Origin of the sequence: Streptomyces sp. NPDC008092 (assembly GCF_042957285.1) — a bacterium.
In the GTDB taxonomy this organism is placed as follows: domain Bacteria; phylum Actinomycetota; class Actinomycetes; order Streptomycetales; family Streptomycetaceae; genus Streptomyces.
In genome coordinates, this window is sequence record NZ_JBIBHY010000011.1 from 163,837 (window position 1) to 187,873 (window position 24,037).

Here is a 24,037-nt window from a genome sequence, read left to right on the forward strand (position 1 = left end):
CGACGTGCTTCCGGGGGACGGCCTATGACGCTTCGGCCAGTTCCTTGAGCCCCTCGCCGGTCAGCCGGCAGATCCGCCAGTCGTCCAGGAACTCCACCCCGAGTGACCGGTAGAAGTCGACCACCCGCTCGTTCCAGGCCAGTACCCACCACTCGAAGCGCTCGAAGCCATTGCTCAGGCAGAACGCGGCGAGGGCGGCGAGCAGGGCCCGGCCGTGGCCGCCGCCGCGGGCGTCGGGGCGTACGTAGAGGTCCTCCAGGTGCATGCCCCGGGTTCCGGTCCAGGTCGAGAAGCGCGGGAACCACAGGGCGTAGCCCACGAGTCCGCCCGTGCTCTCGTCCTCGGCGACCAGCGCGTGGGCCGCGGGGTGGGCGCCGAACAGGGCCTCGCGGAGCTGTTCCTCGGTGGCCCGGGCCTGCTCCACGGCCCGTTCGTAGGCGGCGAGTTCGCGGATCATGGCGCGGATCTCGGGGACGTCGTTCTCGGTGGCGGCGCGGATCATGCAAGGGATCATCGGCCACCCGGCCGAGCCGTGTCCATACGGTCGTTCACACGCGCAATCCCGATCACGAAGCCGGTCACGGGTGCGCAGGCCGCCCCGGCGGGCCGGGCAGCCGCCAAGTCGGCGGGCACGCGCGGGGGTTGCGGGCCGGGGCACGAGGAAGGGCCGGCCGGATGTCCGGCCGGCCCCTGTCGGGTGACGGACGCCGAGCGGGGGCGGGCCGCTGCGGTGCCGGCGGAGCGCTCAGTGTCCGCCGTGGTCGTCCTCGCCCGCCTCCAGCAGGCCGGCCGCCGCACCCACGATCCGCGGGTCCGGGCTGCCGACGACCTCCTCGTCCTTGTCGGCGTAGTCGAAGCGGGCCAGCACGCTGCGCATGGCCTCGACCCGGGCCCGCTTCTTGTCGTTGCTCTTCACCACGGTCCAGGGCGCGTACTCGGTGTCCGTCTCGCGGAACATCGCGACCTTCGCCGCCGTGTAGTCGTCCCAGCGGTCCAGCGAGGCCAGGTCCATCGGGCTGAGCTTCCACTGCCGTACCGGGTCGACCTGGCGGATGGTGAAGCGGGTCCGCTGCTCGCCCTGCGAGACCGAGAACCAGAACTTCACCAGGTCCACCCCGTCGTCCACCAGCATCCGCTCGAACAGCGGGGCCTGGCGCATGAAGCGCCGGTACTGGTCGTCCGAGCAGAAGCCCATGACCCGCTCGACGCCGGCCCGGTTGTACCAGGAGCGGTCGAACATCACGATCTCGCCGGCGGTCGGCAGGTGCTCGACGTAGCGCTGGAAGTACCACTGACCGCTCTCGCGCTCCGTGGGCTTCTCCAGGGCCACCACCCGCGCGCCACGGGGGTTCAGGTGCTCCGTGAAGCGCTTGATGGTGCCGCCCTTGCCGGCCGCGTCCCGGCCCTCGAAGACGATGACGATCCGGCGTCCCGTCTCCTTGATCCAGGTCTGCAGCTTCAGCAGCTCGATCTGCTGGAGCCGCTTGTGCCACTCGTACTCCTTGCGCTCCATGCGCTGCGGGTACGGGTAGTTCTCCCGCCAGGTGTCGATCGGTGATCCGTCCGGGCGGATGAGTACGGGGTCGTCCGGGTCGCTGTAGTCGACCTTCAGGTCGGCCAGGTCGGACAGCAGGTCCGGCGTCGTCATCCAGTCCTCCTCAGCGGCTTGGTGGGACATCTGCGGGTCGTCTCGCGGGTCAGTGGAACTGCGGCACGATCAGGTAGATGCTGTACGCCACCACCGCCACGCAGGCGAGGAAGCACAGCCCTGCCTGGGCGACGCCGACGGCGCTGGTGCCGCCCTGCTCCTTGGCCCCCTCGTAACGGGCGAGCCCGAGGACGCCGAGGGCGAAGACAACCACCACTGCGAATGTAACTCCGATGCTCACCGCGGTGACCTGGCCGAGTGCGGTCCAGTCGATGTTCATGGGAACTCCCTCACTCAGGCGGCGGTGCCGACGTTGGACGGGGGCGTGGCGCGGACGGCGACCTCGTGGCCGTCGTTGACGTTCTTCGCGTCGATCGGGTTGCGGCGCGACAGCACGACGATGCCGGCCGCGAGCGCGGCGCCGACCAGCGCGACCACGACGGTGCCGAAGTTGCCGCCGTGCTTGACCGCGTACGCGGAGATGCCGCCGACCAGCGCGGCGGAGGGCAGCGTGATCACCCAGGCGGCCACCATGCGGCCGGCGACGCCCCAGCGGACCTCCGCGAGCCGCCGGCCGACGCCCGCGCCGAGGATGGAACCGGAGGCGACCTGCGTGGTGGACAGCGCGAAGCCCATGTGGGCGGAGGTCAGGATGACGGCCGTGGAGGCGGTCTCCGCCGCGAAGCCCTGCGGGGACTGGATCTCGGTCAGGCCCTTGCCCATGGTGCGGATGATCCGCCAGCCGCCGATGTAGGTGCCGAGGGCGATGGCGAGACCGGCGCTGAAGATCACCCAGACCGGCGGGCCGGCGTCACCCGGGAGCGCGCCGACGGAGATCAGGGTCAGGGTGATGATGCCCATGGTCTTCTGGGCGTCGTTGGTGCCGTGCGCGAGCGAGACCAGCGAGGCCGAGCCGATCTGCCCGAGCCGGAAGCCCTTGCTCACGGAGTCCGCGCGGCCGCGGGCGGTGATCTTGTAGGCGCAGTACGTCGCGATCAGCGCGGCGACGCCCGCCACCACCGGCGACGCGAACGCCGGGATGATGATCTTTTCGAGAACCTTGTCGAAGTTGACCGCGCCGGAGCCCGCGCCGACCCACACGGCCCCGATCAGGCCGCCGAACAGAGCGTGCGAGGAGCTGGACGGCAGCCCGACCAGCCAGGTCATCAGATTCCACAGGATCGCCCCCACGAGGCCCGCGAAGATCATCGCAGGGGTCACCTTGGCGTCGTTCACAATGCCGCCGGAGATCGTCTTGGCGACCTCCGTGGAGAGGAAGGCTCCGACCAGGTTGAGTACGCCGCTGATCAGAACCGCTGTCTTCGGTTTGAGCGCGCCGGTCGCGATGGACGTGGCCATCGCGTTCGCCGTGTCGTGAAACCCGTTGGTGAAGTCGAACGCAAGCGCAGTGACGATCACGACCGCCACGAGGAACGTGATGTGGTCCATTCCTTTATGCAAACAAGCGCGGGCCAATTACGCGAGAACCAGAGGCAAACGCGCGTCCAAAAACAAACCCCCGTCGTGTGTGCGATGTGCATGCCATGCTGGGCGGGTGACCCCCCTGGAGGACCTGAGGCGGCTGCGCCGGGCGCGCGACCGCATGGACCGCGAGTACGCCGAGCCGCTCGACATGACCGAGCTCGCCCGTACCGCCCTCATGTCCCCCGGCCACTTCCAGCGCAGCTTCCGCAAGGCCTTCGGGGAGACGCCGTACAGCTATCTCATGACCCGGCGGGTCGAGCGGGCCAAGGCGCTGCTGCGCCGCGGCGACCTCACGGTGACCGAGGTGTGCATGGCGGTCGGCTGTACGTCGCTGGGGTCCTTCAGCTCGCGGTTCACCGAGCTGGTCGGGGAGACGCCGAGCGCGTACCGGGCGCGGGACCACGAGGAGAGCACGGTCATCCCGTCCTGCGTGGCCCGTACGTTCACACGCCCGCGCCGCCGGCCGTACTGACCGCGCGAGGCCGACCGCACGCGGCTGCGGACGTTTCCTCCTAGCCTGGCCCCATGGACGTAAAACTCGCGCAGTGTTTCATCGCCGTCGACGACCATGACAAGGCGCTGGCCTTCTACCGTGACGTCCTCGGCCTGGAGGTCCACAACGACGTGGAGTTCGAGGGGATGCGCTGGGTGACCGTCGGGTCGCCGCAGCAGCCGGGCGTGGAGATCGTGCTGGAGCCGCCGGGCGCCAACCCGGACGCGTCGCCCGCCGACCGGCAGGCCATGGCCGAGCTGCTCGCCAAGGGCATGCTGCGCGGGGTGATCTTCTCCACCACCGACTGCGACGCGCTGTACGAGCGGGTGCGGGAGCACGGCGGTGACGTGATCCAGGAGCCCACGGACCAGCACTGGGGCGTGCGGGACTGCGCGTTCCGGGATCCGGCGGGGAACCTGCTGCGCTTCACGGAGCGCCCGGCGGCCGATTAGCGCACTTACGATCACCGCATGACCATCCGCTGGACGTACGCCTTCGCCGACCGCCCCGCCGCGCACCTCGCCGCCGCCCAGGCGTTCTGGACCGCCGTCACCGGCACCTTCCTCTCCGCGCCGCGTGGCGAGGACGACGAGTTCGTGACGCTGCTGCCGGCCTCCGGCGTCGACGCCTGCGTCAAGCTCCAGGGCGTCGGGGCGGGCCCCGGCGGAGCCCACCTGGACCTCTGCGTCGAGGACGTGCCGGGCCTGGTGAAGCGGGCCCGGGAACTCGGCGCCGAGACGGTCACCGAGCACGAATCGTGGGCCGTGCTGCGCTCGCCCGGCGGGCAGTCGTGGTGCGCGGCGCCCTGGCAAGGGGAGTCGGTACGGCCGCCGGTCGTGGCGGGCAGCCGGCTCGACCAGGTCAGCCTCGACATCCCGCCGTCCGCGTACGAGGCGGAGACCGCGTTCTGGGCGCGGCTGACCGGCTGGGAGCTGCTGACCGGCGCGCTGCCGGAGTTCCGGGTGCTCAGGCCGCCGGCCGGGCTGCCCGTGCGGATCCTGCTCCAGCGGCTGGACGACGAACAGCCCGCCGCCGCCCACCTCGACCTGGCCTGCGCGGACATCCCGGCGACCCGCGCCCGGCACGAGGAACTCGGCGCCGCGCACGTGGCCGACGGCCGCCACTGGACGGTGATGCGCGACCCGGCGGGCGGCGTCTACTGCCTCACCGGCCGCGACCCGGAGACCGGCGGCCTCCCGCACCGCGGCTGAGAACCGAGGCGCCGAGGCGCCGCGGGCCGGCTAGGGCCGGCTCCAGGGCTCCACGTCCACCACGGCCGCGACCGGTATCGGTCCGTACACGTGCGGGAACTCCTCACCGCCCGGCTCCGGCGCCTCCCACTTCACCGGGGCGCCGATCCGGGCCGGGTCCACGACCAGCACCACCAGTTCGTCCGGGCCGTCGTAGGCGCCGTAGACGAAGGCCGCCACGCGCGGGAGCTGGTCGCGGGTGGAGCAGTGGATGAAGCCCTCCTCCTGGAGGGTGCGGCCGCGGGTGGACATCGCGTAGCCGCCCCGGGCGCGGGCCTCTTCCCACAGGGAGCGTTCGGTGATGTGCAGGATGTTCGGGAGTCCGGTCATGCGGACACGCTACGGTCTCCGCCCGGCGGATCCGGGCGGCGGGGGCCGGGGCGGCGACGCCTCCTGCGGGCCCGGCGGGCCGGTGCGCTCGCCGCAGTGGGGGTTGCGGCAGGGACCGGGTCCCCAGACCGGAACCCAGGCACCCAGCGTCTTGTGCCGCCGCACCACACGTTCGACGGGCTGTCCGCAGACCGGACAGACCTGGTTCTGGCTGTCCATGCCCCCAGCGTAGGCCGGGCCCGGGAGCCGCGCCCGTCGCCTTTCGCCGGTCGCCCCTTGGCCGCCGCCGGTCGCCGGTCGCCCTCTGACCGTTGACCGCCGTCCATACGTCGCCCGCCCCCCTGCCCGGCGGGAGGCGATACGACGGCGGGATGCGGCGGGCCCCGCGCACCGTGGGGATGCGCGGGACCCGTCGGGCCGGAGCCCCCGGAGAACCGTGCGGGGTCAGGAGCCGCGCGGTCCCGGGGGCTCCGGGGTCTTCACCTGCTGCGCCGGGTCACGAACTCGGCGAGCGCGAGCAGGCCGTCGGCCGCCTCCGGGCCGGGCACGGCACGGGCGAGCTCCTGCATCGCCCGGGCCATCCGGTCGGCCGCCTCGGACTGCGCCCAGTCCCGGCCGCCCGCCCGCTCCACCGCCAGTGCGGTCCGCGCGATCTCGTCGGCGTCGGCCCGCGGATGCGGCCTGGCGTACAGCTCGGCGAGGTCGGCGGCGGCCGGGGTGCCGGAGGTGAGGGCCGCGACGACCGGCAGGGACTTCTTGCGGGCCGCCAGGTCCGCGCCGGCCGGCTTGCCGGTGCGGACGGGGTCACCCCATATCCCGATGACGTCGTCGATCAGCTGGAAGGCCAGCCCGGCCTGGCGGCCGAAGCCGTCGAGCGCGGTCACCTCGGCCGCGCCCGCTCCCGCGTACAGCGCGCCCAGGGCGCAGGCGCAGCCGAGCAGCGCCCCGGTCTTGGCCTCGGCCATGGCGAGCACCTCGTCGAGGGTGACCTCGTCGGGTGCCCGGTCCTCCATGGCCGTGTCCGCGTGTTGTCCCGCGCACAGTTCGAGGACGCAGTCCGCGAGCCGGGCGGCGGCCGCCGCGGACGCCGGGTGCGGGTCCTCGGCGAGCAGCCGGAGGGCCAGCGCCTGGAGGGCGTCCCCGGCGAGGATCGCGTCCGCGTCGCCGAACACGGTCCATGCGGTGGGCCGGTGCCTGCGGGAGGTGTCCCGGTCCATGACGTCGTCGTGCAGCAGGGTGAAGTTGTGCACCAGCTCCACGGCGGCCGCGGCCCGTACGGCGGCCGCGCGGGCCGCCGGTCCGCCGAGCGCGTCGGCGGCGGCGAGGACCAGCGCGGGCCGGATGGCCTTGCCCGCGTCGCCGTCCGCCGGGGTGCCGTCCGCGTGCTCCCAGCCGAAGTGGTAGCGCGCGATCCGCCGCATCGAACCGGGCAACGACGCCACGGCGGTGCGCAGTTCGGGGTCGACGGACGCCCGGACGCGCTCCAGTATGGCGGTGGCCTCGGACCCGTCGGGCGACTCCGGCCTCCCCGACGGCAGCTGCGTGGCACGCTGCTGCCGCTCCGTCACGAACTCGGCCATGGCCTCCCCTTCGCGGAGTGCGCGTACGGTGGCGTCTCCGCCCCGCCTCGGCACGTACCCCGAGGGTGTACCCGCCCCGGAGGACGGGGACACGGCCACCAAGTGCGGAAACGTCACCTCCAGCGGCCGATCTCGACGTTCTCCAGCACTCCGAGGGCGTCCGGGACCAGCACGGCGGCCGAGTAGTAGGCCGTGACCAGGTAACTGATGATGGCCTGCTCGTTGATGCCCATGAAGCGGACCGAGAGGCTCGGCTCGATCTCGTCGGGCAGACCGGACTGCCGCAGTCCGACGACGCCCTGGTTGTCCTCGCCGGTACGCATGGCGATGATCGAGGTGGTCCGGGCCTCGGTGACGGGGATCTTGTTGCAGGGGTAGATCGGGACTCCGCGCCAGGTCGGGATGCGGTTGCCGCCGATCTCTACGGTCTCCGGGACCAGTCCGCGCTTGTTGAGCTCGCGCCCGAAGGCGGCGATCGCACGCGGGTGGGCGAGGAAGAGCTTGGTGCCGCGCCGGCGGCTGAGCAGCTCGTCCATGTCGTCCGGGCTGGGCACGCCGTCGTGCGGCTGCAGCCGCTGGTCGTACTGGCAGTTGCTGAGCAGTCCGAACTCCCGGTTGTTGATGAGCTCGTGCTCCTGGCGCTCCTTCAACGCCTCGACGGTGAGCCGCAGCTGGTGCTCGGTCTGGTTCATCGGCTGGTTGTAGAGGTCGGCGACGCGGGTGTGGATGCGCAGCACGGTCTGGGCGATGCTCAGCTCGTACTCGCGCGGCCGGGCCTCGTAGTCGACGAAGGTGTGCGGGATGTCGGGCTCGCCGCTGTGGCCGGCCGCGAGGGCGACCTCCTTCTCGCCGTACTTGTTGGTGCGCTGCTCGGGGATCGCGCGCAGCTGCTGAAGGTGTTCGCGCAGGGAGTCGGCGCGCTCGGCGACCTGCTCGAAGTCCTGCCGGGACAGGGTCAGCACGGTGCAGGCCGTGTCCGCGCGGGCGGTGTACTCCCAGATGGCGTCCGGGTCGATCAGGCCCTGCTCGCCGAAGTACGAGCCGTCGGCGAGGACGCCGAGGACCGCGTCGTCGCCGTAGGGGCCGGTGCCGATCTTCTCGACGCGGCCGTGGGCCAGCAGGTGGACCTCGTCCGTCCCGTTGCCGAACGAGGCGATGACCTCGCCCGCGGCGAAGTCGCGCTGCCGGCAGCGCTGGGCCAGCTCGGCCAGCACCTCCTCGTCCTCGTACGACCGCAGGACGGGCAGCTCGCCCAGCTCCGCGGGGATGACCTCGACACGGTCGCCGGTCTTCAGGAACGTGATACGGCCGTCGCCGACCGTGTAGGTGAGCCGTCGGTTCACCCGGTACGTGCCGCCCTGGACATCGACCCAGGGCAGGGTCCGCAGCAGCCAGCGGGAGCTGATCTCCTGCATCTGGGGCGCGGACTTGGTCGTGGTGGCCAGGTTCCGCGCTGCCGCCGTGTCCAGGGACTGCTGCGGCTTGCCCTGATCCGTGCGGACCTCTTCGCCTACCGACATAAGGAAATGCCCTCCCATACCTGCGCGGGCGCCGAACTGCCCACGCATCGGTCTCACGGGCCACCCTGTCATCACGGAACGTGCCGGGACCATTACCCGAAAGAGCGGGAATAGATCATCGCACTACTGGGCATGCCGACATATCACCTCATCCCTCGCCCCTCGATATGCCGACTTGTCTGGATTGACTCGCACAGGATCCGAACAAGTTCGAACGAGGCTGGCCCGGTAAGCCCGACTTCTGTAGAAAGCGAAGAAGATCTGGAAGATCCGGATGGTTCAGATGCGAAGGAGGCGGTCATGGCCCCACCCATGTCCGCGGACGCTTTCCTCGACGCGCTGCGGGACGAGGGCGTCACGGTGGTCGAGGTCGGCGACTGGAGGGACCACAACCGGAACCACAAGGGCCCCTGGGGCCCCGTCCACGGCGTGATGATCCACCACACGGTGACGCAGGGCACCGAACCCACGGTCCGGATCTGCCGCGACGGCCGCCCCGGCCTCCCCGGCCCGCTGTGCCACGGCGTCGTCACCAAGGACGGCACGGTCCACCTCGTCGGCTACGGCCGCGCCAACCACGCGGGACCGGGCGACGACGACGTGCTGCGCGCGGTGATCGCCGAGAAGGCGCTGCCCCCGGACAACGAGGCGAACACCGACGGCAACCGGCACTTCTACGGCTTCGAGTGCGAGAACCTGGGCGACGGCGCGGACCCCTGGCCCGAGGCCCAGCTGGAGGCGATCGAGAAGGTGGCCGCGGCGGTGTGCCGGCGGCACGGCTGGTCGGAGCGGTCGGTGATCGGGCACCTGGAGTGGCAGCCGGGAAAGGTGGACCCGCGCGGCTTCCCGATGGCCTGGCTGCGCGGGCGCGTCCGGGACCGGCTGAAGTGAGCCCGCGCCGGTGTCCCGGGCGACAATGACGACGTGACCAGCGCCGACATACTCACCCCGCGGCTCCCCTCCCCGCTCCAGGAGGTGACCGACGACCGTTTCACCCGCTACGGCGTCCGTCTCCTCCTCAAGCGGGACGACCTGATCCACCCGGAGCTGATCGGCAACAAGTGGCGCAAGCTGGTCCCGAACATCGAGGCGGCGGGCGGCCGTCCGGTCCTCACCTTCGGCGGCGCGTACTCCAACCACCTGCGCGCGACGGCCGCCGCGGGCCGCCTCCTGGGCTTCCGGACGGTCGGGGTGGTGCGGGGCGAGGAACTGGCCGCCCGGCCGCTGAACCCGTCGCTGGCGCGGTGCGCGGCCGACGGGATGCGGCTGCACTTCGTCGACAGGTCGACGTATCGGCGCAAGGCCGAGCCGGAGGTGCTGGCCGGCCTGCTGCGGGCGGCGGGGGCCGAGGACGCCTACGTGGTGCCCGAGGGCGGCAGCAACGCGGCCGCGGTACGCGGCTGCCGCGCCCTCGGCACGGAGCTGCGGGGGCGGGCCGACGTGGTGGCCGTCGCCTGCGGGACCGGAGGCACGCTGGCCGGGCTGGCCGACGGGCTGGGGGCGGAGCAGCGGGCGCTGGGGGTGCCGGTGCTGCGGGGCGGATTCCTGGAGGGCGAGATACGGCGGTTGCAGACGGCGGCGTTCGGGGAGCGGCGCGGGCGGTGGTCGCTCGACGAGCGGTTCCACTTCGGCGGGTACGGGCGTACGACACCCGAACTCGATGCCTTCGCCGAGGACTTCGAGGAGCGGCACGGGGTGCGGGTGGAGCGGCTGTATGTCGCCAAGTTGCTGTACGGACTTGTCGAGCTGGCCCGGGAGGGCGGCCTGGGGCGGGACGTGGGCGTGGCGGCGGTGCTGACGGCCTGACCGGCGGGCGGGAGGGCTCGCGGACCGCGTTCCGGTTGCCGGCAGATCGCGTCCCGGTCGCCTGCGGACCGCGTCCCGGATGTCACTCGGCCTCCCGGTACGCGGCCGCCTCCTCCAGGTCCAGCCGGCGCAGCAGGGTGCGCAGCATCTCGTCGTCGATGTAGCGGTGGTCGCGGAGCCGGACGAAGACCGTGCGCTCGGCGCTGATCATCTCCCGGGAGAGGCGGCGGTAGGTGTCGTCGACCGACTCCCCGGTGACCGGGTTGGTCTGGCCGAGGCGCTCCCAGACGGCGTTGCGGCGGCGCTCCAGGACCGTGCGGAGGCGGTCGGCGAGCGGCGGGGGGAGGTCGTTGCGGTCGTCCGAGAGGAGTTCGTCGAGGCGGGCCTCGGCCGCGCGGGAGGCCTGGGCCTGGGCGTTCGCCTCGGCGAGGGTCTCGGCCTGGGCGTCCCGGGCCGGGAACTTCATCAGGCGGATCAGCGGGGCCAGGCTGAAGCCCTGCACCACGAGGGTGCCGATGACCGTGGTGAAGGTCAGGAACAGGATCAGGTTGCGCTGCGGGAAGGGGCCGCCGCCGTGCACCGTGAGCGGGATCGAGAAGGCGATGGCCAGCGAGACCACGCCCCGCATGGCCGCCCAGGCGGTGACCGCCGGGCTTCTCCAGGTGGGGTTGTCCTCGCGTTCGCGGATCCGCCGGGACAGGATCCGCGGCAGGAAGGCCGCCGGGTATATCCAGACGAACCGGGCCGCCACCACGACCACGAAGACGGCGAACGCGTACCAGGCGGCGTCGATGCCCTGGTACGCGCCGAGGCCCTTGAGGACGACCGGCAGCTGCAGTCCGATCAGCGCGAAGACCGCCGACTCCAGCAGGAACGCGACCATGCGCCACACGGCCTCCTCCTGGAGGCGGGTGGCGAAGTCGACCTCCCAGGCGCGGTGGCCCAGGTAGAGGGCGACCACGACGACGGCCAGCACGCCGGAGGCGTGGAACTGCTCGGCGACGCTGTACGCGACGAACGGGATCAGCAGCGACAGCGTGTTCTGGAGCAGCGGCTCCTTCAGATGCGTGCGCAGCCAGTGGATCGGCACCATCAGCACCACGCCGACGATCACACCGCCGATCGCGGCCAGCAGGAACTCCCCGATTCCGTGGGCCCAGGAGGCGCCCTCGCCGACCGCGGCGGCGACGGCGACGCGGTAGGCGGTGATCGCCGTGGCGTCGTTCAGCAGGGACTCGCCCTGCAGGATCGTGGTGAGCCGGGACGGCAGCCCGACCCGGCGGGCGATCGCGGCGGCCGCGACCGCGTCCGTGGGCGCCACCACCGCGCCCAGCGCGAGCGCCGCGGGCAGCGGCAGCCCGGGCACGATCAGGTAGGCGGCCCAGCCGACGACGAAGGTCGCGAAGAGCACGTACCCCACCGAGAGCAGTGCCACCGGCCGGATGTTCGCCCGCAGGTCGAGGTACGAGCTCTCGGTGCCCTCCTTGTAGAGCAGCGGGGGCAGCACCAGGGGCAGCACGATCTCCGGGTCGAGGGTGTAGTCGGGGACCCCCGGCACGTACGACACCATCAGGCCTACCGCGACCAGCAGCAGCGGCGCCGGCACCGGGGTGCGCCGCGCCGCACCCGCGATCGCGGCGCTCCCCGCCACCAGCAACAGCAGTGGCATCACGTCCATGGTCCTCGCCCGCCCTCGTTTTTCGCGCGGCCACCCGCACACCCGTCGTAATCTGGCAATCATGAAACAGTGCACGCACCGCGACGCGCTGCCGCTCCCGGAACCCGAGCCACAGAACGAGACCTGCCCGGAGTGTCTCGTCAAGGGCTGGCACCCGGTACAGCTGCGGCTCTGTCTGACCTGTGGCCACGTCGCCTGCTGCGACTCGTCGCCCGGAAGACACGCGACAGGCCACCACGAGACGTCCGGCCACCCGATAATGCGGACGTTCGAGCCGGGCGAGGACTGGCGCTGGTGCTTCGTCGACCACGTGCTCGTGTGACACTGCACTTCGGCTGCCGAAGACCACGGCACCGACGGTTCGACGGTTCGACGCCGGGGTACGTCAACCCGGCGCGCGCTCTTCCCAATTGGGCAAGGCAGACCTCTAGACACGGAGCGTATCCACAGGTTTACTGTGAGTGACGCCAGGGGGTTGGGGTCCCGGGGACAGAAAAGTTCGGAGCGCGGTAGCGTCACCGCTGAACCACGTAGTGCGTTACCCCGGGGGGCGACCCTCGGCCCCGAAAAGCTTGTACCACCATGGAGGTGAGGGTGTCCCAGATCGCAGGCGAGCCCGCGACCCAGGACTTCGTGGAAGTCCGGCTGCCGGCTGCGGGTGCCTACCTGTCGGTGCTGCGCACGGCCACGGCCGGTCTCGCCGCCCGCTTGGACTTCACCCTGGACGAGATCGAGGATCTGCGCATCGCTGTCGACGAGGCGTGCGCGATCCTGCTCCAGCAGGCCGTTCCCGGCTCGGTGCTCAGCTGTGTCTTCCGCCTCGTCGACGACTCGCTGGAGGTCACGGTCTCCGCTCCGACCACGGACGGCCACGCCCCCTCGCGCGACACTTTCGCCTGGACCGTGCTCTCGGCCCTGGCGGGCAAGGTCTCGTCGGCCGTCGACGAGGACAAGACCGTGTCGATCAGCCTCTACAAACAGCGCGGCGCGGGACCCGGGCCGGCGTGAGGAACGGGGACGGGCCGGTGCGGGACGAAGAGCGCGGCACACGGGAGCTGCCGACCGGGGGCGAAGGCCCCGGGGCCGGCTCCCGCCGCATGGCTGACGGCATCGACGGCATCCCGGAACAGGCCAGGCCGCATCCGGAGGACCCCTCCGTGCCGGCCGGTCTGGAGGGTGCCGTGCAGAGCGCGCCCCCGGAAGGGCGGAACGGGGTCGCGGCCCCGCACCGAGCCGGGGCGAAGGCTCGTGGAAGGGCGACGGGCGGGACGATGAGCGAGCACGAGCGATACGCCGAGGACCAGGCGCTGGCCGCGGAGGTGGTGCAGGCGACCCAGCACGAGCCTCGGGACCGCAGCGAACCCCAGGACCGCAGCGGTGCGCGCGCCCTGTTCGTCGAGCTGCGCGGGCTCAAGGAGGGCAGTGCCGAGTACGCGGAGCTGCGCAATCGGCTGGTCCGGATGCATCTGCCGCTCGTGGAGCACCTCGCGCGCCGGTTCCGCAACCGCGGCGAGCCGCTGGACGACCTGACCCAGGTCGCCACCATCGGCCTGATCAAGTCGGTCGACCGGTTCGACCCGGACCGGGGCGTGGAGTTCTCGACGTACGCCACCCCGACCGTGGTCGGCGAGATCAAGCGCCACTTCCGCGACAAGGGCTGGGCGGTCCGCGTCCCGCGCCGGCTCCAGGAGCTGCGGCTCGCGCTCACCACCGCCACGGCGGAGCTGTCCCAGCAGCACGGCCGCTCCCCCACGGTCCACGAACTGGCCGAGAAGCTCGCGATCTCGGAGGAGGAGGTCCTGGAGGGCCTGGAGTCGGCCAACGCCTACTCCACGCTGTCGCTGGACGTCCCCGACACCGACGACGAGTCCCCGGCGGTCGCCGACACCCTCGGCGCGGAGGACGAGGCCCTGGAGGGCGTCGAGTACCGCGAGTCCCTCAAGCCCCTCCTGGAGGACCTCCCGCCCCGCGAGAAGCGGATCCTTCTCCTCCGCTTCTTCGGCAACATGACCCAGTCCCAGATCGCCCAGGAGGTGGGCATCAGCCAGATGCACGTCTCCCGGCTGCTGGCGAGGACACTGGCTCAGCTGCGGGAGAAGCTGCTGGTGGAGGAGTAGTTCCCAGCGCCCCGCAGATCAGCTACTACGCCCGGGTCCCTTGATCCCGAGGGCCTGGGTGGTAGCGGAGTTCGCCAGCAGCACCAGCGAAGCCACCGCAACCACCGCCAGCACGATCCCCACCGGAATCGCCATGCTGTCGGCCTGCAGCAGGTTGTACGCCACCGGCAGCGCCATGATCTGCGTGATCACCGCCGGCCCCCGGCTCCAGCTCTTCCGCAGCAGCAGCCCGCGCGCCGCGAGCAGCGGCAGCAGCGCCAGCACGACCACGGTGACGCCCCCGGTGATCGCCTGCCCCCGGTCGTCCGGATCCCCGGTGACCCCGAGCACGGCCAGCCACACCCCGCCGGCCAGCAGCGCGAGCCCTTCCAGCCCGACCAGCGCGGCGGCGTACGTCAGCCGCAGCGGACGGGGCGCCTCGATTCCGTCGGTCTTCTCAGCCGTAGGTGCTTCACTCACCCCAGAAGGGTAGCCCTCGGCCGGCACGCACAAGTGTCGAGGCTCACGCCCCTATCTCTTACCGGATCCCTAACTCGGTCTGGGATCGGTACTTTCCAGTAGGTACGCTGCAATCCATGCGTGCACTTCTCGTGGTCAATCCGGCGGCTACCACCACAAGCGCACGTAGGCGCGACGTCCTCATCCACGCGCTCGCGAGCGAGGTGAAGCTGGAGGCGGTCACCACCGAGTACCGCGGCCACGCCCGCGACCTGGCCCGGCTCGCGGCGGAGAGCGACGACATCGACCTCGTCGTGGCGCTCGGCGGCGACGGCACGGTCAACGAGGTGGTCAACGGCCTCCTCCACAACGGCCCCGACCCGGACCGGCTGCCCGGCCTCGCCGTGGTCCCCGGCGGCTCCACCAACGTCTTCGCCCGCGCCCTCGGCCTGCCCAACGACCCGGTCGAGGCGACCGGCGACCTGCTGGACGCGCTGCGCGAGAAACGCCAGCGCCTCGTCGGCCTGGGCCTGACCGCCGGCACGCCCGGCACCGAGGACGAGGCGGTGCCGGCCCGCTGGTTCACCTTCAACGCGGGGCTCGGCTTCGACGCGGGCGTGGTCGGCCGGGTCGAGCAGCAACGCGAACTCGGTAAGAAATCCACACACGCGCTGTACGTTCGTCAGGTCGTCCGGCAATTCCTCGGCGAGCAGCACCGCCGGCACGGAACGATCACACTGGAGCGGGCCGGCGCCGACCCGATCAATGATCTTGTCGTGGCGATAGTCTGCAACACCTCGCCCTGGACGTATCTCGGCAATCGTCCGATGTACACGTCGCCTAAGGCCTCGTTCGATAAAGGCATCGACGTACTCGGTCTCAGCCGCCTGTCGACGGCCGCGGCTGCCCGGTATGGGACGCAGTTGCTCACTTCGTCCCCCGAGAAGGGACCCCACGGCAAGCACGCGGTGTCCCTGCACGATCTGGACCAGTTCACCTTGCATTCGAAGGTCCCCCTCCCCCTTCAGATGGACGGCGACCACCTAGGACTGCGTACGAGCGTGACGTTCACAGGCGTACGCCGCGCACTGCGTGTGATTGTGTGAGCGGAACGGGCTAAAGTCCTTTCACTCGAACGTTTAGGCCAGGATCCACCCCATGGAAGTACGGCTGTGACCCAGTCGACACCGAGGAATCAAAAAAAACTTTCCGGAAGGGGTTGTATCCGTCGCTGAGGTTTGCGAGGCTCTACGTGGCGGTCGGGACAGCCCGCAACACCGGCGTCCGCTGATCACCGGAATCCCCCTTCAACTCACAGGACCCCTGCCAGGGAACCTGGCGGTCGGCCCTTCACTTGTTGAGGGATTCGTGAAAGCGTTCACATTCACAAGCAACGTGCATGTAATACCAAGGAGAGGTAGCAGCCATGGACTGGCGTCACAACGCCGTTTGCCGCGAGGAAGACCCCGAGCTCTTCTTCCCCATCGGCAACACCGGTCCTGCGCTGCTGCAGATCGAGGAAGCCAAGGCCGTCTGCCGGCGCTGCCCCGTTATGGATCAGTGTCTGCAGTGGGCGCTTGAGTCCGGCCAGGACTCCGGCGTCTGGGGTGGTCTCAGCGAGGACGAGCGTCGCGCGATGAAGCGCCGTGCCGCCCGCAACCGGGCCCGTCAGGCCACCGCCTGACAAGTCCCACCCCTGGTGACAGCCTGAGCTTGGCGGCGCGTACAGCGAGTACGCATCTCCCGCCCCCGAGCCGCAGCGCGCAGTACCCCCGATGCGCTTAGCAGTAAGAGCAGCAACGAGCGAGCAGCCCCGGACCCACCAGGTCCGGGGCTCTTTGCTGTGCGCGCCCCGAACCGGACTACTTCTGCGGGCGCACCGGCACGTCCAGGATCACCCGGGTCCCCCGCTCCGGCGCCGGCACCATGTCGAACGTGCCGCCCAACTCGCCCTCCACCAGCGTCCGTACGATCTGCAGCCCGAGGTTTCCGGAGCGGTGCGGGTCGAAGCCCTCGGGCAGACCGACGCCGTCGTCCTGGACGGTGACGAGCAGCCGGGCCTCCTTGGTGGTGCCGCCGCGGACCGCCGTGACCTCGACGGTGCCGGTGTCGCCCTCGCGGAAGCCGTGTTCCAGGGCGTTCTGCAGGACTTCGGTGAGCACCATCGACAGCGGGGTGGCCACCTCGGCGTCGAGTATCCCGAAGCGGCCGGTGCGCCGGCCCCTGACCTTGCCCGGCGAGATCTCGGCGACCATCGCGAGGACCCGGTCGGCGATCTCGTCGAACTCGACGCGCTCGTCCAGGTTCTGAGACAGCGTCTCATGCACGATCGCGATCGAGCCGACCCGCCGTACGGCCTCCTCCAGGGCCTCCCGGCCGCGCTCCGACTCGATGCGCCGGGCCTGCAGGCGCAGCAGCGCCGCGACCGTCTGGAGGTTGTTCTTGACCCGGTGGTGGATCTCCCGGATGGTCGCGTCCTTGGTGATCAACTCCCGCTCGCGGCGGCGCAGTTCGGTGACGTCCCGGAGCAGTACCAGGGAGCCGATGCGGGTGCCCTTGGGCTTGAGCGGGATCGCCCGGAACTGGATGACGCCGTCCTCGGACTCGATCTCGAACTCGCGCGGCGCCCAGCCGCTGGCGAGCTTGGCGAGCGCCTCGTCCACCGGCCCCTTGGACGGGGCGAGTTCGGCGGTGGTCTGTCCCAGGTGGTGGCCGAGCAGGTCGGCGGCGAGCCCGAGGCGGTGGTAGGCGGAGAGGGCGTTCGGGGAGGCGTACTGGACGATGCCGTCGCCGTCGACCCGGATGAGGCCGTCGCCGACGCGCGGCGAGGCGTCCATGTCGACCTGCTGGTTCGGGAAGGGAAACGATCCGGCAGCGATCATCTGCGCGAGGTCGGAGGCGCTCTGGAGGTAGGTGAGCTCCAGGCGGCTCGGGGTGCGCACAGTCAGCAGGTTGGTGTTGCGGGCGATGACCCCGAGGACCCGGCCCTCGCGCCGCACCGGGATGGACTCGACCCGTACGGGGACCTCTTCGCGCCACTCCGGGTCGCCCTCGCGGACGATCCGGCCCTCGTCCAGGGCGATGTCCAGCATGGGCCGGCGGCCGCGCGGGACCAGGTGGCCGACCATGTCGTCCTGGTAGGAGGTGGGGCCGGTGTTGGGGCGCATCTGCGCCACCGAGACGTACCGGGTGCCGTCCCGGGTGGGGACCCACAGGACCAGGTCGGCGAAGGAGAGGTCGGAGAGCAGCTGCCACTCCGAGACCAGCAGATGGAGCCACTCGAGGTCGGAGTCGTCGAGGGCGGTGTGCTGGCGGACCAGTTCGTTCATGGAGGGCACGTCTGTGAGCGTACCTGGCGGTATGTGGATGGCCGAAAATCGGCGGGAAGGCGGAGCAGGGCGGGGCCGGAAACACCCGCGGGCCGCGGCGCCTGAGAGGGACCCTCAACCCTCCCGGCACCGCAGCCCGGAGCAGCAACGGCCGCGGGGTGTGCGGTCCCGGTCGGCCGAAGGTGAGGATCCGGGGCAGTCAGGGCAGAGAGCTCCGGTTCCTCGGTCCGCCTTCCTGTGCGGGGAAGACGGAAGAGTGTGACTGTGCCGTACGGCTGATGCCGTACTCGTTCAGCCCTCGTACGCAATTGTGGACTAGACCACGGTGTGTGTCCATGCGTTGGAGACTGTTCACAGTTGATGCGATCGCAGCGTAGCCCGCCGGGGACGGCCGTGGGGCCGGATGTCCGGGGCAATTTTCCGCGGCCCGGCGGCGGACGGCCCCCCGCCGCGGAAATTTTCCTCAATTCACCCTATCTGACGCATTCACGTAACCTCGCACTTATCCCCTTTTCCTGCGTCCGGCCCGTGGTGACAGGGGTCGGTTCTGTTAGATTGGTCCCATCAGATTGGTCTAAACCACATAGACCTTCCAGACCCTCCAGCCCTCTTCAGAACGGCAGGCCCAGCGTGGAAGTTGTCATCGTTCCGGACGCCGCCGCGGGTGGCGAGCTGATCGCCGAGGCCATGGCTCAGCTGCTCCGGCACAAGCCGGCCGCGCTGCTCGGGGTGGCCACCGGCTCGACCCCGCTCCCCATCTACCAGGCGCTCACCGCGAAGGTCCGCGCCGGTGCGGTGGACGCCTCGCGGGCGCGCATAGCCCAGCTCGACGAGTACGTGGGGCTGCCGGCCGACCATCCGGAGTCGTACCGGTCGGTGCTGCGGCGCGAGGTGCTGGAGCCGCTCGGGATCGGGATGGACGCGTTCCTCGGCCCCGACGGCGCGGCCGAGGACGTACAGGCCGCCTGCGAGGCGTACGACGCGGAGCTGGCGATGGCGGGCGGTGTGGACCTGCAGCTGCTCGGGATCGGGACCGACGGGCACATCGGGTTCAACGAGCCGTGTTCCTCGCTGGCCTCGCGGACCCGGATCAAGACGCTGACCGAGCAGACCCGGGTCGACAACGCGCGGTTCTTCGACGGGGACATCGCGCAGGTCCCGCACCACGTCATCACCCAGGGGATCGGGACGATCCTGGAGGCACGGCACCTGGTGCTGCTGGCCACGGGTGAGGGGAAGGCCGACGCGGTCGCGGCGACGGTGGAGGGGCCGGTCGCCGCGGTGTGCCCGGCCTCGGCGCTGCAGCTGCACCGGCACGCGACGGTGGTGGTCGACGAGGCCGCCGCGTCCAAGCTGAAGTTCGCGGACTACTTCCGGTACACCTTCGTGAACAAGCCGGAGTGGCAGGGGATCTAGCGGATCCGCCTGCCGGGCCCGGTTCGGTTCGGGCTGACCGTGGGTGGGGGTTGCTCGCGCAGTTCCCCGCGCCCCTTCGGGCGCGGGGAACTGGGTGCGGGGTGTGCTAGCCGCTCACGCCCGCGATGACCTCCGCCGCCGCGACTCCGCAGACCCGGGCCGCGCCGTGCGTCGCGAGGTACAGGGCGCCCCGGGGCGCGGCCTGCGGTATGCCCATCTCCACCACGATCGTGTCGGGGCGGGCCTTGAGCAGGATGTCCAGGGCCCCGGTCATCCAGGGGTGCCGGTGTTCGTCCCGGACCACCGCGACGATACGGCGCTCCCCCGCCGCCACGATCGCCGCGTGGCCCGCGTCCTCGCCCGCGAAGCTGCCGGTCTCGGTGCCGGGCACGAGGCGGGTCAGTTCGGCGGACACGCCCCACGGGGTCTCCGTGCCCACGGCGATGTTGGTCTCGGGCGTGAGGGAGGCGACGAAGAGCGGCTCGGCCGGGGGCGTGTAGGGGTCGACGCGCGTCACATGAAGCGCGCGGCGGGCGGCGACGAGGCCGATGTCGGTGAGGGCCGGGTCCGGCTTGGCCACCTCCGTCGTGGCCGTCCAGGTCGCCAGGGCCCGCACCCGCCGTGCCGCGTCCGCCAGGCGCTCCTCGGGGAGTTCGCCGGAGCGGACCGCGGCGACCAGGGCGTCGCACAGCCGTCGTACCGTCTCCTCGTCCGAGAGGCCGCCGCCCACGCAGATCGCGTCGGCGCCGGCGGCGAGCGCCAGGACGGTGCCGTGTTCGATGCCGTAGGTGCCGGCGATGGCCTGCATCTCTATGCCGTCGGTGACGATCAGGCCGTCGTAGCCGAGTTCGCCGCGCAGGAGCCCGGTGAGCACGCGGTGGGAGAGCGTCCCGGGACGGGTCGGGTCCAGGGCGGGGACCAGGATGTGCGCGCTCATCACGGCGCGGGTGCCGGCGGCGATGGCCGCGCGGAAGGGCGCCAGCTCGCGGGCGTGCAGGACCTCGGCGGTCGCGTCGATGCGGGGCATGGCGAGGTGGGAGTCGACCGCGGTGTCGCCGTGGCCCGGGAAGTGCTTGGTGCAGGCCGCCACCCCGGCCGCCTGGAGGCCGGTGACGTAGGCCGCCGTGTGGCGGGCGACCAGGTCCTGGTCGGCGCCGAAGGAGCGGACCCCGATGACCGGGTTGGCGGAGTTGGAGTTCACGTCGGCGACCGGGGCCCAGCTGAAGTTGACACCGCACGCGGCGAGGCGGCGGCCCAGTTCGAGGGCGACCTGCCGGGTCAGCTCCGGGTCGTCGACGGCGCCGAGGGCGTGGTTGCCGGGGAAGGAGGATCCGGTGCGCACCTCCAGACGGGTGACGTCACCGCCCTCCTCGTCGATCGCCACCAGGACGTCGTCCCGCTCGGCGCGCAGCTGGGCGGTGAGGGCCGAGAGCTGCTCGGCCGAGATGATGTTGCGGCCGAACACGCCCACCGAGGCGAGGCCCTCGCCGAGTCGGCGCAGTACCCAGTCGGGGGCGGTGGTGCCGGTGAAGCCCGGCTGGAGGACCGTCAGCGCGTCGCGCGTGAGTGTGTCCGTACCGCTGGCGAATGTCGTCATCGGATGGGGTTATCCCTTCACGGCGCCCGCGGTGAGACCCGCGGCCATCTTGCGCTGGACGAGGAGGAACAGGACGACGATCGGCACGGCGAGCATGGTGGCGCCGGCCATCATCGGGGCGTATTCGGTGCCGTGCTGCGTGGTGAAGTTGGCCAGCCAGACGGTCGCCGTCTGGTGGTCCTGGCTGAGCAGCATCAGGGCGTAGAGGTACTCGTTCCAGGCCTGGATGAAGCCGTAGACCGAGGTGGCGACGAGGCCGGGGGCGAGCAGCGGGAAGACCACCCGGACGAAGGCGCCGGTGCGGGAGCAGCCGTCGACCATGGCGGCCTCCTCCAGCTCCTTCGGGATGTTGACGATGAAGCCGCGCAGGGTCCACACCGTGAACGGCAGGATGAACGTCAGGTAGGTGATGATCAGGCCGCTGAGCTTGTCGTACTGGTCCAGGTCGTTCAGGAGCAGGAAGACCGGGATGATCATGGCGACCAGCGGGATCATCTGGACCGCGAGGATGCCGACGATCACGATCTTCCGGCCGCGGAAGGCGAACCGGGAGATGGCCAGGGCGGCCAGCAGGCCGACGGCCATGCCGATCACCACGACGGAGAGGGACACGATCAGGCTGCGGCCGACCGGGCCCCAGAAGTCGGCGATGTCCAGCGCGCGGCTGAAGTTGGACAGGGTGATGCCGGTGGGCAGCAGGCTCGGGTCCGGGTCGATGGCGTCCTTGGCCGGCTTGAACGCCGTGTTCAGCATCCAGTAGACGGGGAAGCCCGAGATCAGGAAGACGAGGAGGCCGAGGAGGTTCCAGCCGGCCTTGGCCTTCCTGCGGCCGGGGGTGGCGACGGTGCTCATTCGACCTCTCCGATCTTCAGCATCTGGCGCATGTACACGGCGACGACGCCGAGCAGGAGGAGCACGGTGAGCAGGGCGATCGCGGAGCCCTGCCCGTAGTCGTTGACGACGAAGGCGCGGTCGTAGGACCAGGTGGTCAGCAGCTGGAACTCGGCCTCGGGGTGGCCGCCGCGCATCACGAAGACCTGCGGGAAGACGCCCATGTCCCAGATGACCGAGAGCGTCGTGAGCATCACGATGACCGGCTTGAGGATGGGCAGCGTGACGTAGCGGAAGACGCCCCAGGGGCCGGCGCCGTCCAGGCGGGCGGCCTCCTCCAGTTCCTTGGGGACCTGGGTGAGTCCGGCGCTGAGGGTGATGACCACGAAGGGGACCGCTCCCCAGACCACCAGGAGCATGATCACCGCGAGTCCCTCGGGCCCGCTGGCGAACCAGTTGTGGCCGACCATCTCGACCCCGGGGAGCTTGCTGAGCAGGGCGTTGAGGATGCCGTAGTCGGAGTCGAAGAGCCACTTGAAGACCGTGGTGGCGACGATGACCGGCATGCCCCAGCTGGCCACCAGCGCGATGTTGACCAGCGTCTTCACCCAGCCGGAGACGCGCTGCAGCAGCAGGGCGACGAGCATGCCGACGACCATGGTGAAGATGACGCAGCCGGCCGCGAAGAAGATCGTGCGCAGCACGACCTGCCAGAACTCGCTGTCGCCCAGCACCTTGGAGAAGTTCCCGAACCCGACCCACTCGGCCGGCTTGAACCCCCAGAGCTGGGTCTGCCCGAACTGCTGGAAGGAGAGGGTGACCAGCCGGTAGAGCGGGTAGCCGAGGACGAGCGCCAGGATCAGCAGGCAGGGGGCGAGCAGCAGCCAGGGGACGGCGGGGCCGCCCGAGCGCCGGTTCGCGCGTGGTCTTTGCGGGGAGTCCGGTGGAGGTGCCGGCACCTTGGGCGGTGTGGTCGTATCAACGGCACTCATCGTGCGCTCCTCAAGCAGATCGAGAGAGGCCGCCAGCAGCCCCGCGCCCCGTCAGGGGCGCGGGGAACCGCGCGACCAGCCACGACGAACCGGCACCAACCCACCAACCCATCGCGGCACCTTCTGACATCACCCCCGGCCGGACCTGACCCCCCGTCGGCCAGGCCCGGCCGCAGACCGTTACGGGGTGTTGATGACCTTGTTGATCGCCGCGTCGGCCTCCTTGGCCGCCGCCTCGACGCTCTCCTTGCCGGTGCCGATGTTCTGCAGCATCGTCTGGAGCACCTGGGCCTTCTCGACCTGGCCCCAGCCCGGCGCCATCGGCACGAACCAGTTGGACTCGGCCGCCTCGGCCGGCACCGCGGTCGCCGGGTCGTTCTTCAGCGTGGCGAGGTCGGTCTTGTTGTTCGGCAGGTTGCCCTTGGCCATCAGGCCCTTCTGGCCGGACGGGCCGGTGAACGCGTTGATCCACTCGGCGGCGACGGCCTGCGCCTTGGACTTCACCGGGACGGCGAGGTCGGAGCCGCCCAGGAAGACCGGCATGTTCTTGCCGGACGGGCCGGGCATCACGAAGTTGACGAGGTTGTCCTTCAGCTTGCCGCCGGTCTTGTCGTTCTTCGGGTCGGCCGCGGTCGCGCCCTCCCAGGCGGCACCGAAGATCATGGCCGACTTGCCCTGGCCGTAGACGATGTAGCGGTCGGACTCGTCCTTGGTCTTGTCACCGTGCATGTACTTGTCGATGACGTTCTTGAACTCGGTGAGGCCCTTGATGGACTCGGCCGACTCGAGGTTGCCCTGCCACTTGCCGCCGTTCTCGACCGCGATGGAGCCGCCGGCGTCGTAGACGAAGGACATGGCCGCGTACCAGTCACGGGTGGGCTGGTACCAGGCGCTGAACTTGTCGCCTTCCTTCTTCTGGATCTTGTCCAGGTCGGCGGTCAGCTCGGTGTAGGTCTTCGGCGTGGTCTTGATGCCGGCCGAGGCGGCGATGTCCTTGCGCCAGTTGGCGACGCGGCCACCGGCGTAGTACGGCACGCCGTAGGTCTTGCCCTGGTAGGTGACGGAGGCCTTCAGGCCGTCGAGCCACTGGTCGGAGCTGCTGAACTGGGAGGCGTCGACGGGCGCGAAGGCGCCCTTGACCATGTAGCTCAGCATCTCGGTGTTGCCCATCTCGACCACGTCGGGGGCCTTGTCCGTGGCGAGGACGGCGTCCAGCTTGGTGTTCTTGTCCGGCCAGCCGTAGTACTCGTGCTTGATCTTGATGCCGGGGTGCTTCTTCTGCACGGCGGCGTCGGCGGCCTTGACCAGATCGGGCCAGTTGTTCTGCGCGTCGACCGTGAGCCACACGGTCAGCGACTTGGCGTCCGAGCCCTGGGACTTGTTGTCGTCCTTGTTGTCACTGCCACACGCCGCGACCGAGAAGACCATGCCCGCGATACCAATCGCGGCTATCAGCTTGCGCTTCACGCCACCCTCCTCAGGGATGCCACAAACCCCCCTGCCTCCCCGCACGAGCGTTGGGCCGGG

The 24,037-nt window shown here is 70.8% G+C and carries 26 protein-coding genes; 11 read left to right on the forward strand and 15 right to left on the reverse strand.

What is annotated here, in order from left to right; all coding sequences use genetic code 11:
* Positions 1-22: 22 nt before the first annotated feature.
* From ACFZB3_RS32740 to ACFZB3_RS32755, 4 genes are all read right to left on the reverse strand, one after another.
* The gene (locus ACFZB3_RS32740) at positions 23-502 is read right to left on the reverse strand and encodes a GNAT family N-acetyltransferase (RefSeq protein WP_391381780.1); all 480 of its coding nucleotides are present in this window, start codon (positions 500-502) and stop codon (positions 23-25) included.
* Positions 503-745: 243 nt separating this feature from the next.
* Positions 746-1,648: a polyphosphate kinase 2 gene (gene ppk2 / locus ACFZB3_RS32745; protein WP_391381783.1), complete on the reverse strand. Its 903-nt coding sequence runs from the start codon at positions 1,646-1,648 to the stop codon at positions 746-748.
* Positions 1,649-1,697: 49 nt separating this feature from the next.
* Positions 1,698-1,928, reverse strand: a complete 231-nt coding sequence (locus tag ACFZB3_RS32750; RefSeq protein ID WP_351500691.1) for a hypothetical protein — start codon at positions 1,926-1,928, stop codon at positions 1,698-1,700.
* A gap of 14 nt (positions 1,929-1,942) precedes the next feature.
* The gene (locus ACFZB3_RS32755; protein WP_391381785.1) at positions 1,943-3,097 is read right to left on the reverse strand and encodes an inorganic phosphate transporter; all 1,155 of its coding nucleotides are present in this window, start codon (positions 3,095-3,097) and stop codon (positions 1,943-1,945) included.
* Positions 3,098-3,251: 154 nt separating this feature from the next.
* Here ACFZB3_RS32755 and ACFZB3_RS32760 point away from each other — a divergent pair, with 154 nt between their 5' ends.
* Genes ACFZB3_RS32760 through ACFZB3_RS32770 form a run of 3 tightly spaced genes read left to right on the forward strand, consistent with a single transcriptional unit; the run spans position 3,252 to position 4,837 of the window.
* Positions 3,252-3,605, forward strand: a complete 354-nt coding sequence (locus ACFZB3_RS32760) for a helix-turn-helix transcriptional regulator (protein WP_366358687.1) — start codon at positions 3,252-3,254, stop codon at positions 3,603-3,605.
* Positions 3,606-3,658: 53 nt separating this feature from the next.
* Positions 3,659-4,078, forward strand: a complete 420-nt coding sequence (locus ACFZB3_RS32765; protein ID WP_391381786.1) for a VOC family protein — start codon at positions 3,659-3,661, stop codon at positions 4,076-4,078.
* A gap of 18 nt (positions 4,079-4,096) precedes the next feature.
* Positions 4,097-4,837 (forward strand): VOC family protein, encoded by a 741-nt coding sequence (locus tag ACFZB3_RS32770; RefSeq protein ID WP_391381788.1) that lies wholly within the window; start codon positions 4,097-4,099, stop codon positions 4,835-4,837.
* Between the two features lie 30 nt (positions 4,838-4,867).
* Here the strand turns inward: ACFZB3_RS32770 and ACFZB3_RS32775 are convergent, their stop codons facing one another.
* From ACFZB3_RS32775 to ACFZB3_RS32790, 4 genes are all read right to left on the reverse strand, one after another.
* Entirely contained in the window at positions 4,868-5,206 is a 339-nt protein-coding gene (locus ACFZB3_RS32775; protein ID WP_391381790.1) for a DUF952 domain-containing protein, read from the reverse strand.
* Positions 5,207-5,215: 9 nt separating this feature from the next.
* On the reverse strand, positions 5,216-5,425 hold the full coding sequence (locus tag ACFZB3_RS32780; protein WP_391381793.1) for a hypothetical protein: 210 nt from the start codon (positions 5,423-5,425) through the stop codon (positions 5,216-5,218).
* A 260-nt stretch (positions 5,426-5,685) separates the two neighbouring features.
* On the reverse strand, positions 5,686-6,786 hold the full coding sequence (locus tag ACFZB3_RS32785) for a family 2 encapsulin nanocompartment cargo protein polyprenyl transferase (RefSeq protein ID WP_391381795.1): 1,101 nt from the start codon (positions 6,784-6,786) through the stop codon (positions 5,686-5,688).
* 113 nt (positions 6,787-6,899) lie between these two features.
* Entirely contained in the window at positions 6,900-8,306 is a 1,407-nt protein-coding gene (locus ACFZB3_RS32790; RefSeq protein WP_391381797.1) for a family 2B encapsulin nanocompartment shell protein, read from the reverse strand.
* A 300-nt stretch (positions 8,307-8,606) separates the two neighbouring features.
* Between ACFZB3_RS32790 and ACFZB3_RS32795 the strand changes: the two genes are divergently transcribed.
* Both ACFZB3_RS32795 and ACFZB3_RS32800 read left to right on the forward strand, forming a co-directional pair.
* Complete coding sequence (locus ACFZB3_RS32795; protein ID WP_391381800.1) at positions 8,607-9,197, forward strand: N-acetylmuramoyl-L-alanine amidase; 591 nt, start codon at positions 8,607-8,609, stop codon at positions 9,195-9,197.
* A 33-nt stretch (positions 9,198-9,230) separates the two neighbouring features.
* Entirely contained in the window at positions 9,231-10,112 is an 882-nt protein-coding gene (locus tag ACFZB3_RS32800; RefSeq protein ID WP_391381802.1) for a pyridoxal-phosphate dependent enzyme, read from the forward strand.
* A gap of 82 nt (positions 10,113-10,194) precedes the next feature.
* Here the strand turns inward: ACFZB3_RS32800 and ACFZB3_RS32805 are convergent, their stop codons facing one another.
* Positions 10,195-11,790, reverse strand: coding sequence for a Na+/H+ antiporter (locus tag ACFZB3_RS32805; protein ID WP_391381804.1), 1,596 nt, complete (start codon positions 11,788-11,790; stop codon positions 10,195-10,197).
* A gap of 61 nt (positions 11,791-11,851) precedes the next feature.
* Here ACFZB3_RS32805 and ACFZB3_RS32810 point away from each other — a divergent pair, with 61 nt between their 5' ends.
* The 3 genes from ACFZB3_RS32810 to ACFZB3_RS32820 all read left to right on the forward strand — a co-directional run bounded on the left by ACFZB3_RS32810 (position 11,852) and on the right by ACFZB3_RS32820 (position 13,907).
* On the forward strand, positions 11,852-12,112 hold the full coding sequence (locus ACFZB3_RS32810) for a UBP-type zinc finger domain-containing protein (protein WP_391381806.1): 261 nt from the start codon (positions 11,852-11,854) through the stop codon (positions 12,110-12,112).
* Positions 12,113-12,384: 272 nt separating this feature from the next.
* Complete coding sequence (locus ACFZB3_RS32815) at positions 12,385-12,798, forward strand: anti-sigma regulatory factor (protein WP_004925829.1); 414 nt, start codon at positions 12,385-12,387, stop codon at positions 12,796-12,798.
* Complete coding sequence (locus ACFZB3_RS32820; protein ID WP_391381808.1) at positions 12,795-13,907, forward strand: SigB/SigF/SigG family RNA polymerase sigma factor; 1,113 nt, start codon at positions 12,795-12,797, stop codon at positions 13,905-13,907. The genes ACFZB3_RS32815 and ACFZB3_RS32820 overlap by 4 nt, the downstream gene beginning before the upstream one ends.
* An 18-nt stretch (positions 13,908-13,925) precedes the next feature.
* Here ACFZB3_RS32820 and ACFZB3_RS32825 read toward each other — a convergent pair whose 3' ends face one another.
* Complete coding sequence (locus tag ACFZB3_RS32825; protein ID WP_391381810.1) at positions 13,926-14,366, reverse strand: hypothetical protein; 441 nt, start codon at positions 14,364-14,366, stop codon at positions 13,926-13,928.
* 116 nt (positions 14,367-14,482) lie between these two features.
* Between ACFZB3_RS32825 and ACFZB3_RS32830 the strand changes: the two genes are divergently transcribed.
* Both ACFZB3_RS32830 and ACFZB3_RS32835 read left to right on the forward strand, forming a co-directional pair.
* Positions 14,483-15,451, forward strand: coding sequence for a diacylglycerol kinase family protein (locus tag ACFZB3_RS32830; RefSeq protein WP_391381812.1), 969 nt, complete (start codon positions 14,483-14,485; stop codon positions 15,449-15,451).
* 320 nt (positions 15,452-15,771) lie between these two features.
* Positions 15,772-16,029 (forward strand): WhiB family transcriptional regulator, encoded by a 258-nt coding sequence (locus tag ACFZB3_RS32835; RefSeq protein WP_010353616.1) that lies wholly within the window; start codon positions 15,772-15,774, stop codon positions 16,027-16,029.
* A 178-nt stretch (positions 16,030-16,207) separates the two neighbouring features.
* On the opposite strand, the gene ACFZB3_RS32840 is transcribed toward ACFZB3_RS32835, so the two are convergent.
* Positions 16,208-17,674, reverse strand: coding sequence for a histidine kinase N-terminal domain-containing protein (locus tag ACFZB3_RS32840; protein WP_391382164.1), 1,467 nt, complete (start codon positions 17,672-17,674; stop codon positions 16,208-16,210).
* Between the two features lie 630 nt (positions 17,675-18,304).
* On the opposite strand from ACFZB3_RS32840, the gene nagB reads away from it, so the two are divergent.
* On the forward strand, positions 18,305-19,090 hold the full coding sequence (gene nagB, locus ACFZB3_RS32845) for a glucosamine-6-phosphate deaminase (protein WP_391381814.1): 786 nt from the start codon (positions 18,305-18,307) through the stop codon (positions 19,088-19,090).
* A gap of 106 nt (positions 19,091-19,196) precedes the next feature.
* Here nagB and ACFZB3_RS32850 read toward each other — a convergent pair whose 3' ends face one another.
* The 4 genes from ACFZB3_RS32850 to ACFZB3_RS32865 all read right to left on the reverse strand — a co-directional run bounded on the left by ACFZB3_RS32850 (position 19,197) and on the right by ACFZB3_RS32865 (position 23,977).
* Positions 19,197-20,687, reverse strand: coding sequence for a glycoside hydrolase family 3 N-terminal domain-containing protein (locus tag ACFZB3_RS32850; protein ID WP_391381816.1), 1,491 nt, complete (start codon positions 20,685-20,687; stop codon positions 19,197-19,199).
* A 9-nt stretch (positions 20,688-20,696) separates the two neighbouring features.
* Entirely contained in the window at positions 20,697-21,539 is an 843-nt protein-coding gene (locus tag ACFZB3_RS32855; RefSeq protein ID WP_391381818.1) for an ABC transporter permease subunit, read from the reverse strand.
* Positions 21,536-22,510 (reverse strand): ABC transporter permease subunit, encoded by a 975-nt coding sequence (locus ACFZB3_RS32860; protein ID WP_391381821.1) that lies wholly within the window; start codon positions 22,508-22,510, stop codon positions 21,536-21,538. Before ACFZB3_RS32860 ends, ACFZB3_RS32855 begins: the two co-directional genes overlap by 4 nt.
* 180 nt (positions 22,511-22,690) lie before the next feature.
* Positions 22,691-23,977, reverse strand: coding sequence for an extracellular solute-binding protein (locus ACFZB3_RS32865; RefSeq protein WP_391381823.1), 1,287 nt, complete (start codon positions 23,975-23,977; stop codon positions 22,691-22,693).
* Positions 23,978-24,037: the final 60 nt, after the last annotated feature.

What these genes read in the sequence shown, in the direction of transcription:
- ACFZB3_RS32835 (WP_010353616.1), top strand. Translation starts at nt 15,772, where the DNA reads ATGGACTGGCGTCACAACGCCGTTTGCCGCGAGGAAGACCCCGAGCTC.
- ACFZB3_RS32795 (WP_391381800.1), top strand. Translation starts at nt 8,607, where the DNA reads ATGGCCCCACCCATGTCCGCGGACGCTTTCCTCGACGCGCTGCGGGAC.
- ACFZB3_RS32805 (WP_391381804.1), bottom strand. Translation starts at nt 11,790, where the DNA reads ATGGACGTGATGCCACTGCTGTTGCTGGTGGCGGGGAGCGCCGCGATC.
- ACFZB3_RS32855 (WP_391381818.1), bottom strand. Translation starts at nt 21,539, where the DNA reads ATGAGCACCGTCGCCACCCCCGGCCGCAGGAAGGCCAAGGCCGGCTGG.
- ACFZB3_RS32810 (WP_391381806.1), top strand. Translation starts at nt 11,852, where the DNA reads ATGAAACAGTGCACGCACCGCGACGCGCTGCCGCTCCCGGAACCCGAG.
- ACFZB3_RS32780 (WP_391381793.1), bottom strand. Translation starts at nt 5,425, where the DNA reads ATGGACAGCCAGAACCAGGTCTGTCCGGTCTGCGGACAGCCCGTCGAA.
- ACFZB3_RS32790 (WP_391381797.1), bottom strand. Translation starts at nt 8,306, where the DNA reads ATGTCGGTAGGCGAAGAGGTCCGCACGGATCAGGGCAAGCCGCAGCAG.
- ACFZB3_RS32760 (WP_366358687.1), top strand. Translation starts at nt 3,252, where the DNA reads ATGGACCGCGAGTACGCCGAGCCGCTCGACATGACCGAGCTCGCCCGT.
- ACFZB3_RS32850 (WP_391381816.1), bottom strand. Translation starts at nt 20,687, where the DNA reads ATGACGACATTCGCCAGCGGTACGGACACACTCACGCGCGACGCGCTG.
- ACFZB3_RS32830 (WP_391381812.1), top strand. Translation starts at nt 14,483, where the DNA reads ATGCGTGCACTTCTCGTGGTCAATCCGGCGGCTACCACCACAAGCGCA.
- ACFZB3_RS32765 (WP_391381786.1), top strand. Translation starts at nt 3,659, where the DNA reads ATGGACGTAAAACTCGCGCAGTGTTTCATCGCCGTCGACGACCATGAC.
- ACFZB3_RS32775 (WP_391381790.1), bottom strand. Translation starts at nt 5,206, where the DNA reads ATGACCGGACTCCCGAACATCCTGCACATCACCGAACGCTCCCTGTGG.
- ACFZB3_RS32840 (WP_391382164.1), bottom strand. Translation starts at nt 17,674, where the DNA reads ATGAACGAACTGGTCCGCCAGCACACCGCCCTCGACGACTCCGACCTC.
- ACFZB3_RS32785 (WP_391381795.1), bottom strand. Translation starts at nt 6,786, where the DNA reads ATGGCCGAGTTCGTGACGGAGCGGCAGCAGCGTGCCACGCAGCTGCCG.
- ACFZB3_RS32755 (WP_391381785.1), bottom strand. Translation starts at nt 3,097, where the DNA reads ATGGACCACATCACGTTCCTCGTGGCGGTCGTGATCGTCACTGCGCTT.
- ACFZB3_RS32750 (WP_351500691.1), bottom strand. Translation starts at nt 1,928, where the DNA reads ATGAACATCGACTGGACCGCACTCGGCCAGGTCACCGCGGTGAGCATC.
- ACFZB3_RS32740 (WP_391381780.1), bottom strand. Translation starts at nt 502, where the DNA reads ATGATCCGCGCCGCCACCGAGAACGACGTCCCCGAGATCCGCGCCATG.
- ppk2 (WP_391381783.1), bottom strand. Translation starts at nt 1,648, where the DNA reads ATGACGACGCCGGACCTGCTGTCCGACCTGGCCGACCTGAAGGTCGAC.
- ACFZB3_RS32770 (WP_391381788.1), top strand. Translation starts at nt 4,097, where the DNA reads ATGACCATCCGCTGGACGTACGCCTTCGCCGACCGCCCCGCCGCGCAC.
- ACFZB3_RS32860 (WP_391381821.1), bottom strand. Translation starts at nt 22,510, where the DNA reads ATGAGTGCCGTTGATACGACCACACCGCCCAAGGTGCCGGCACCTCCA.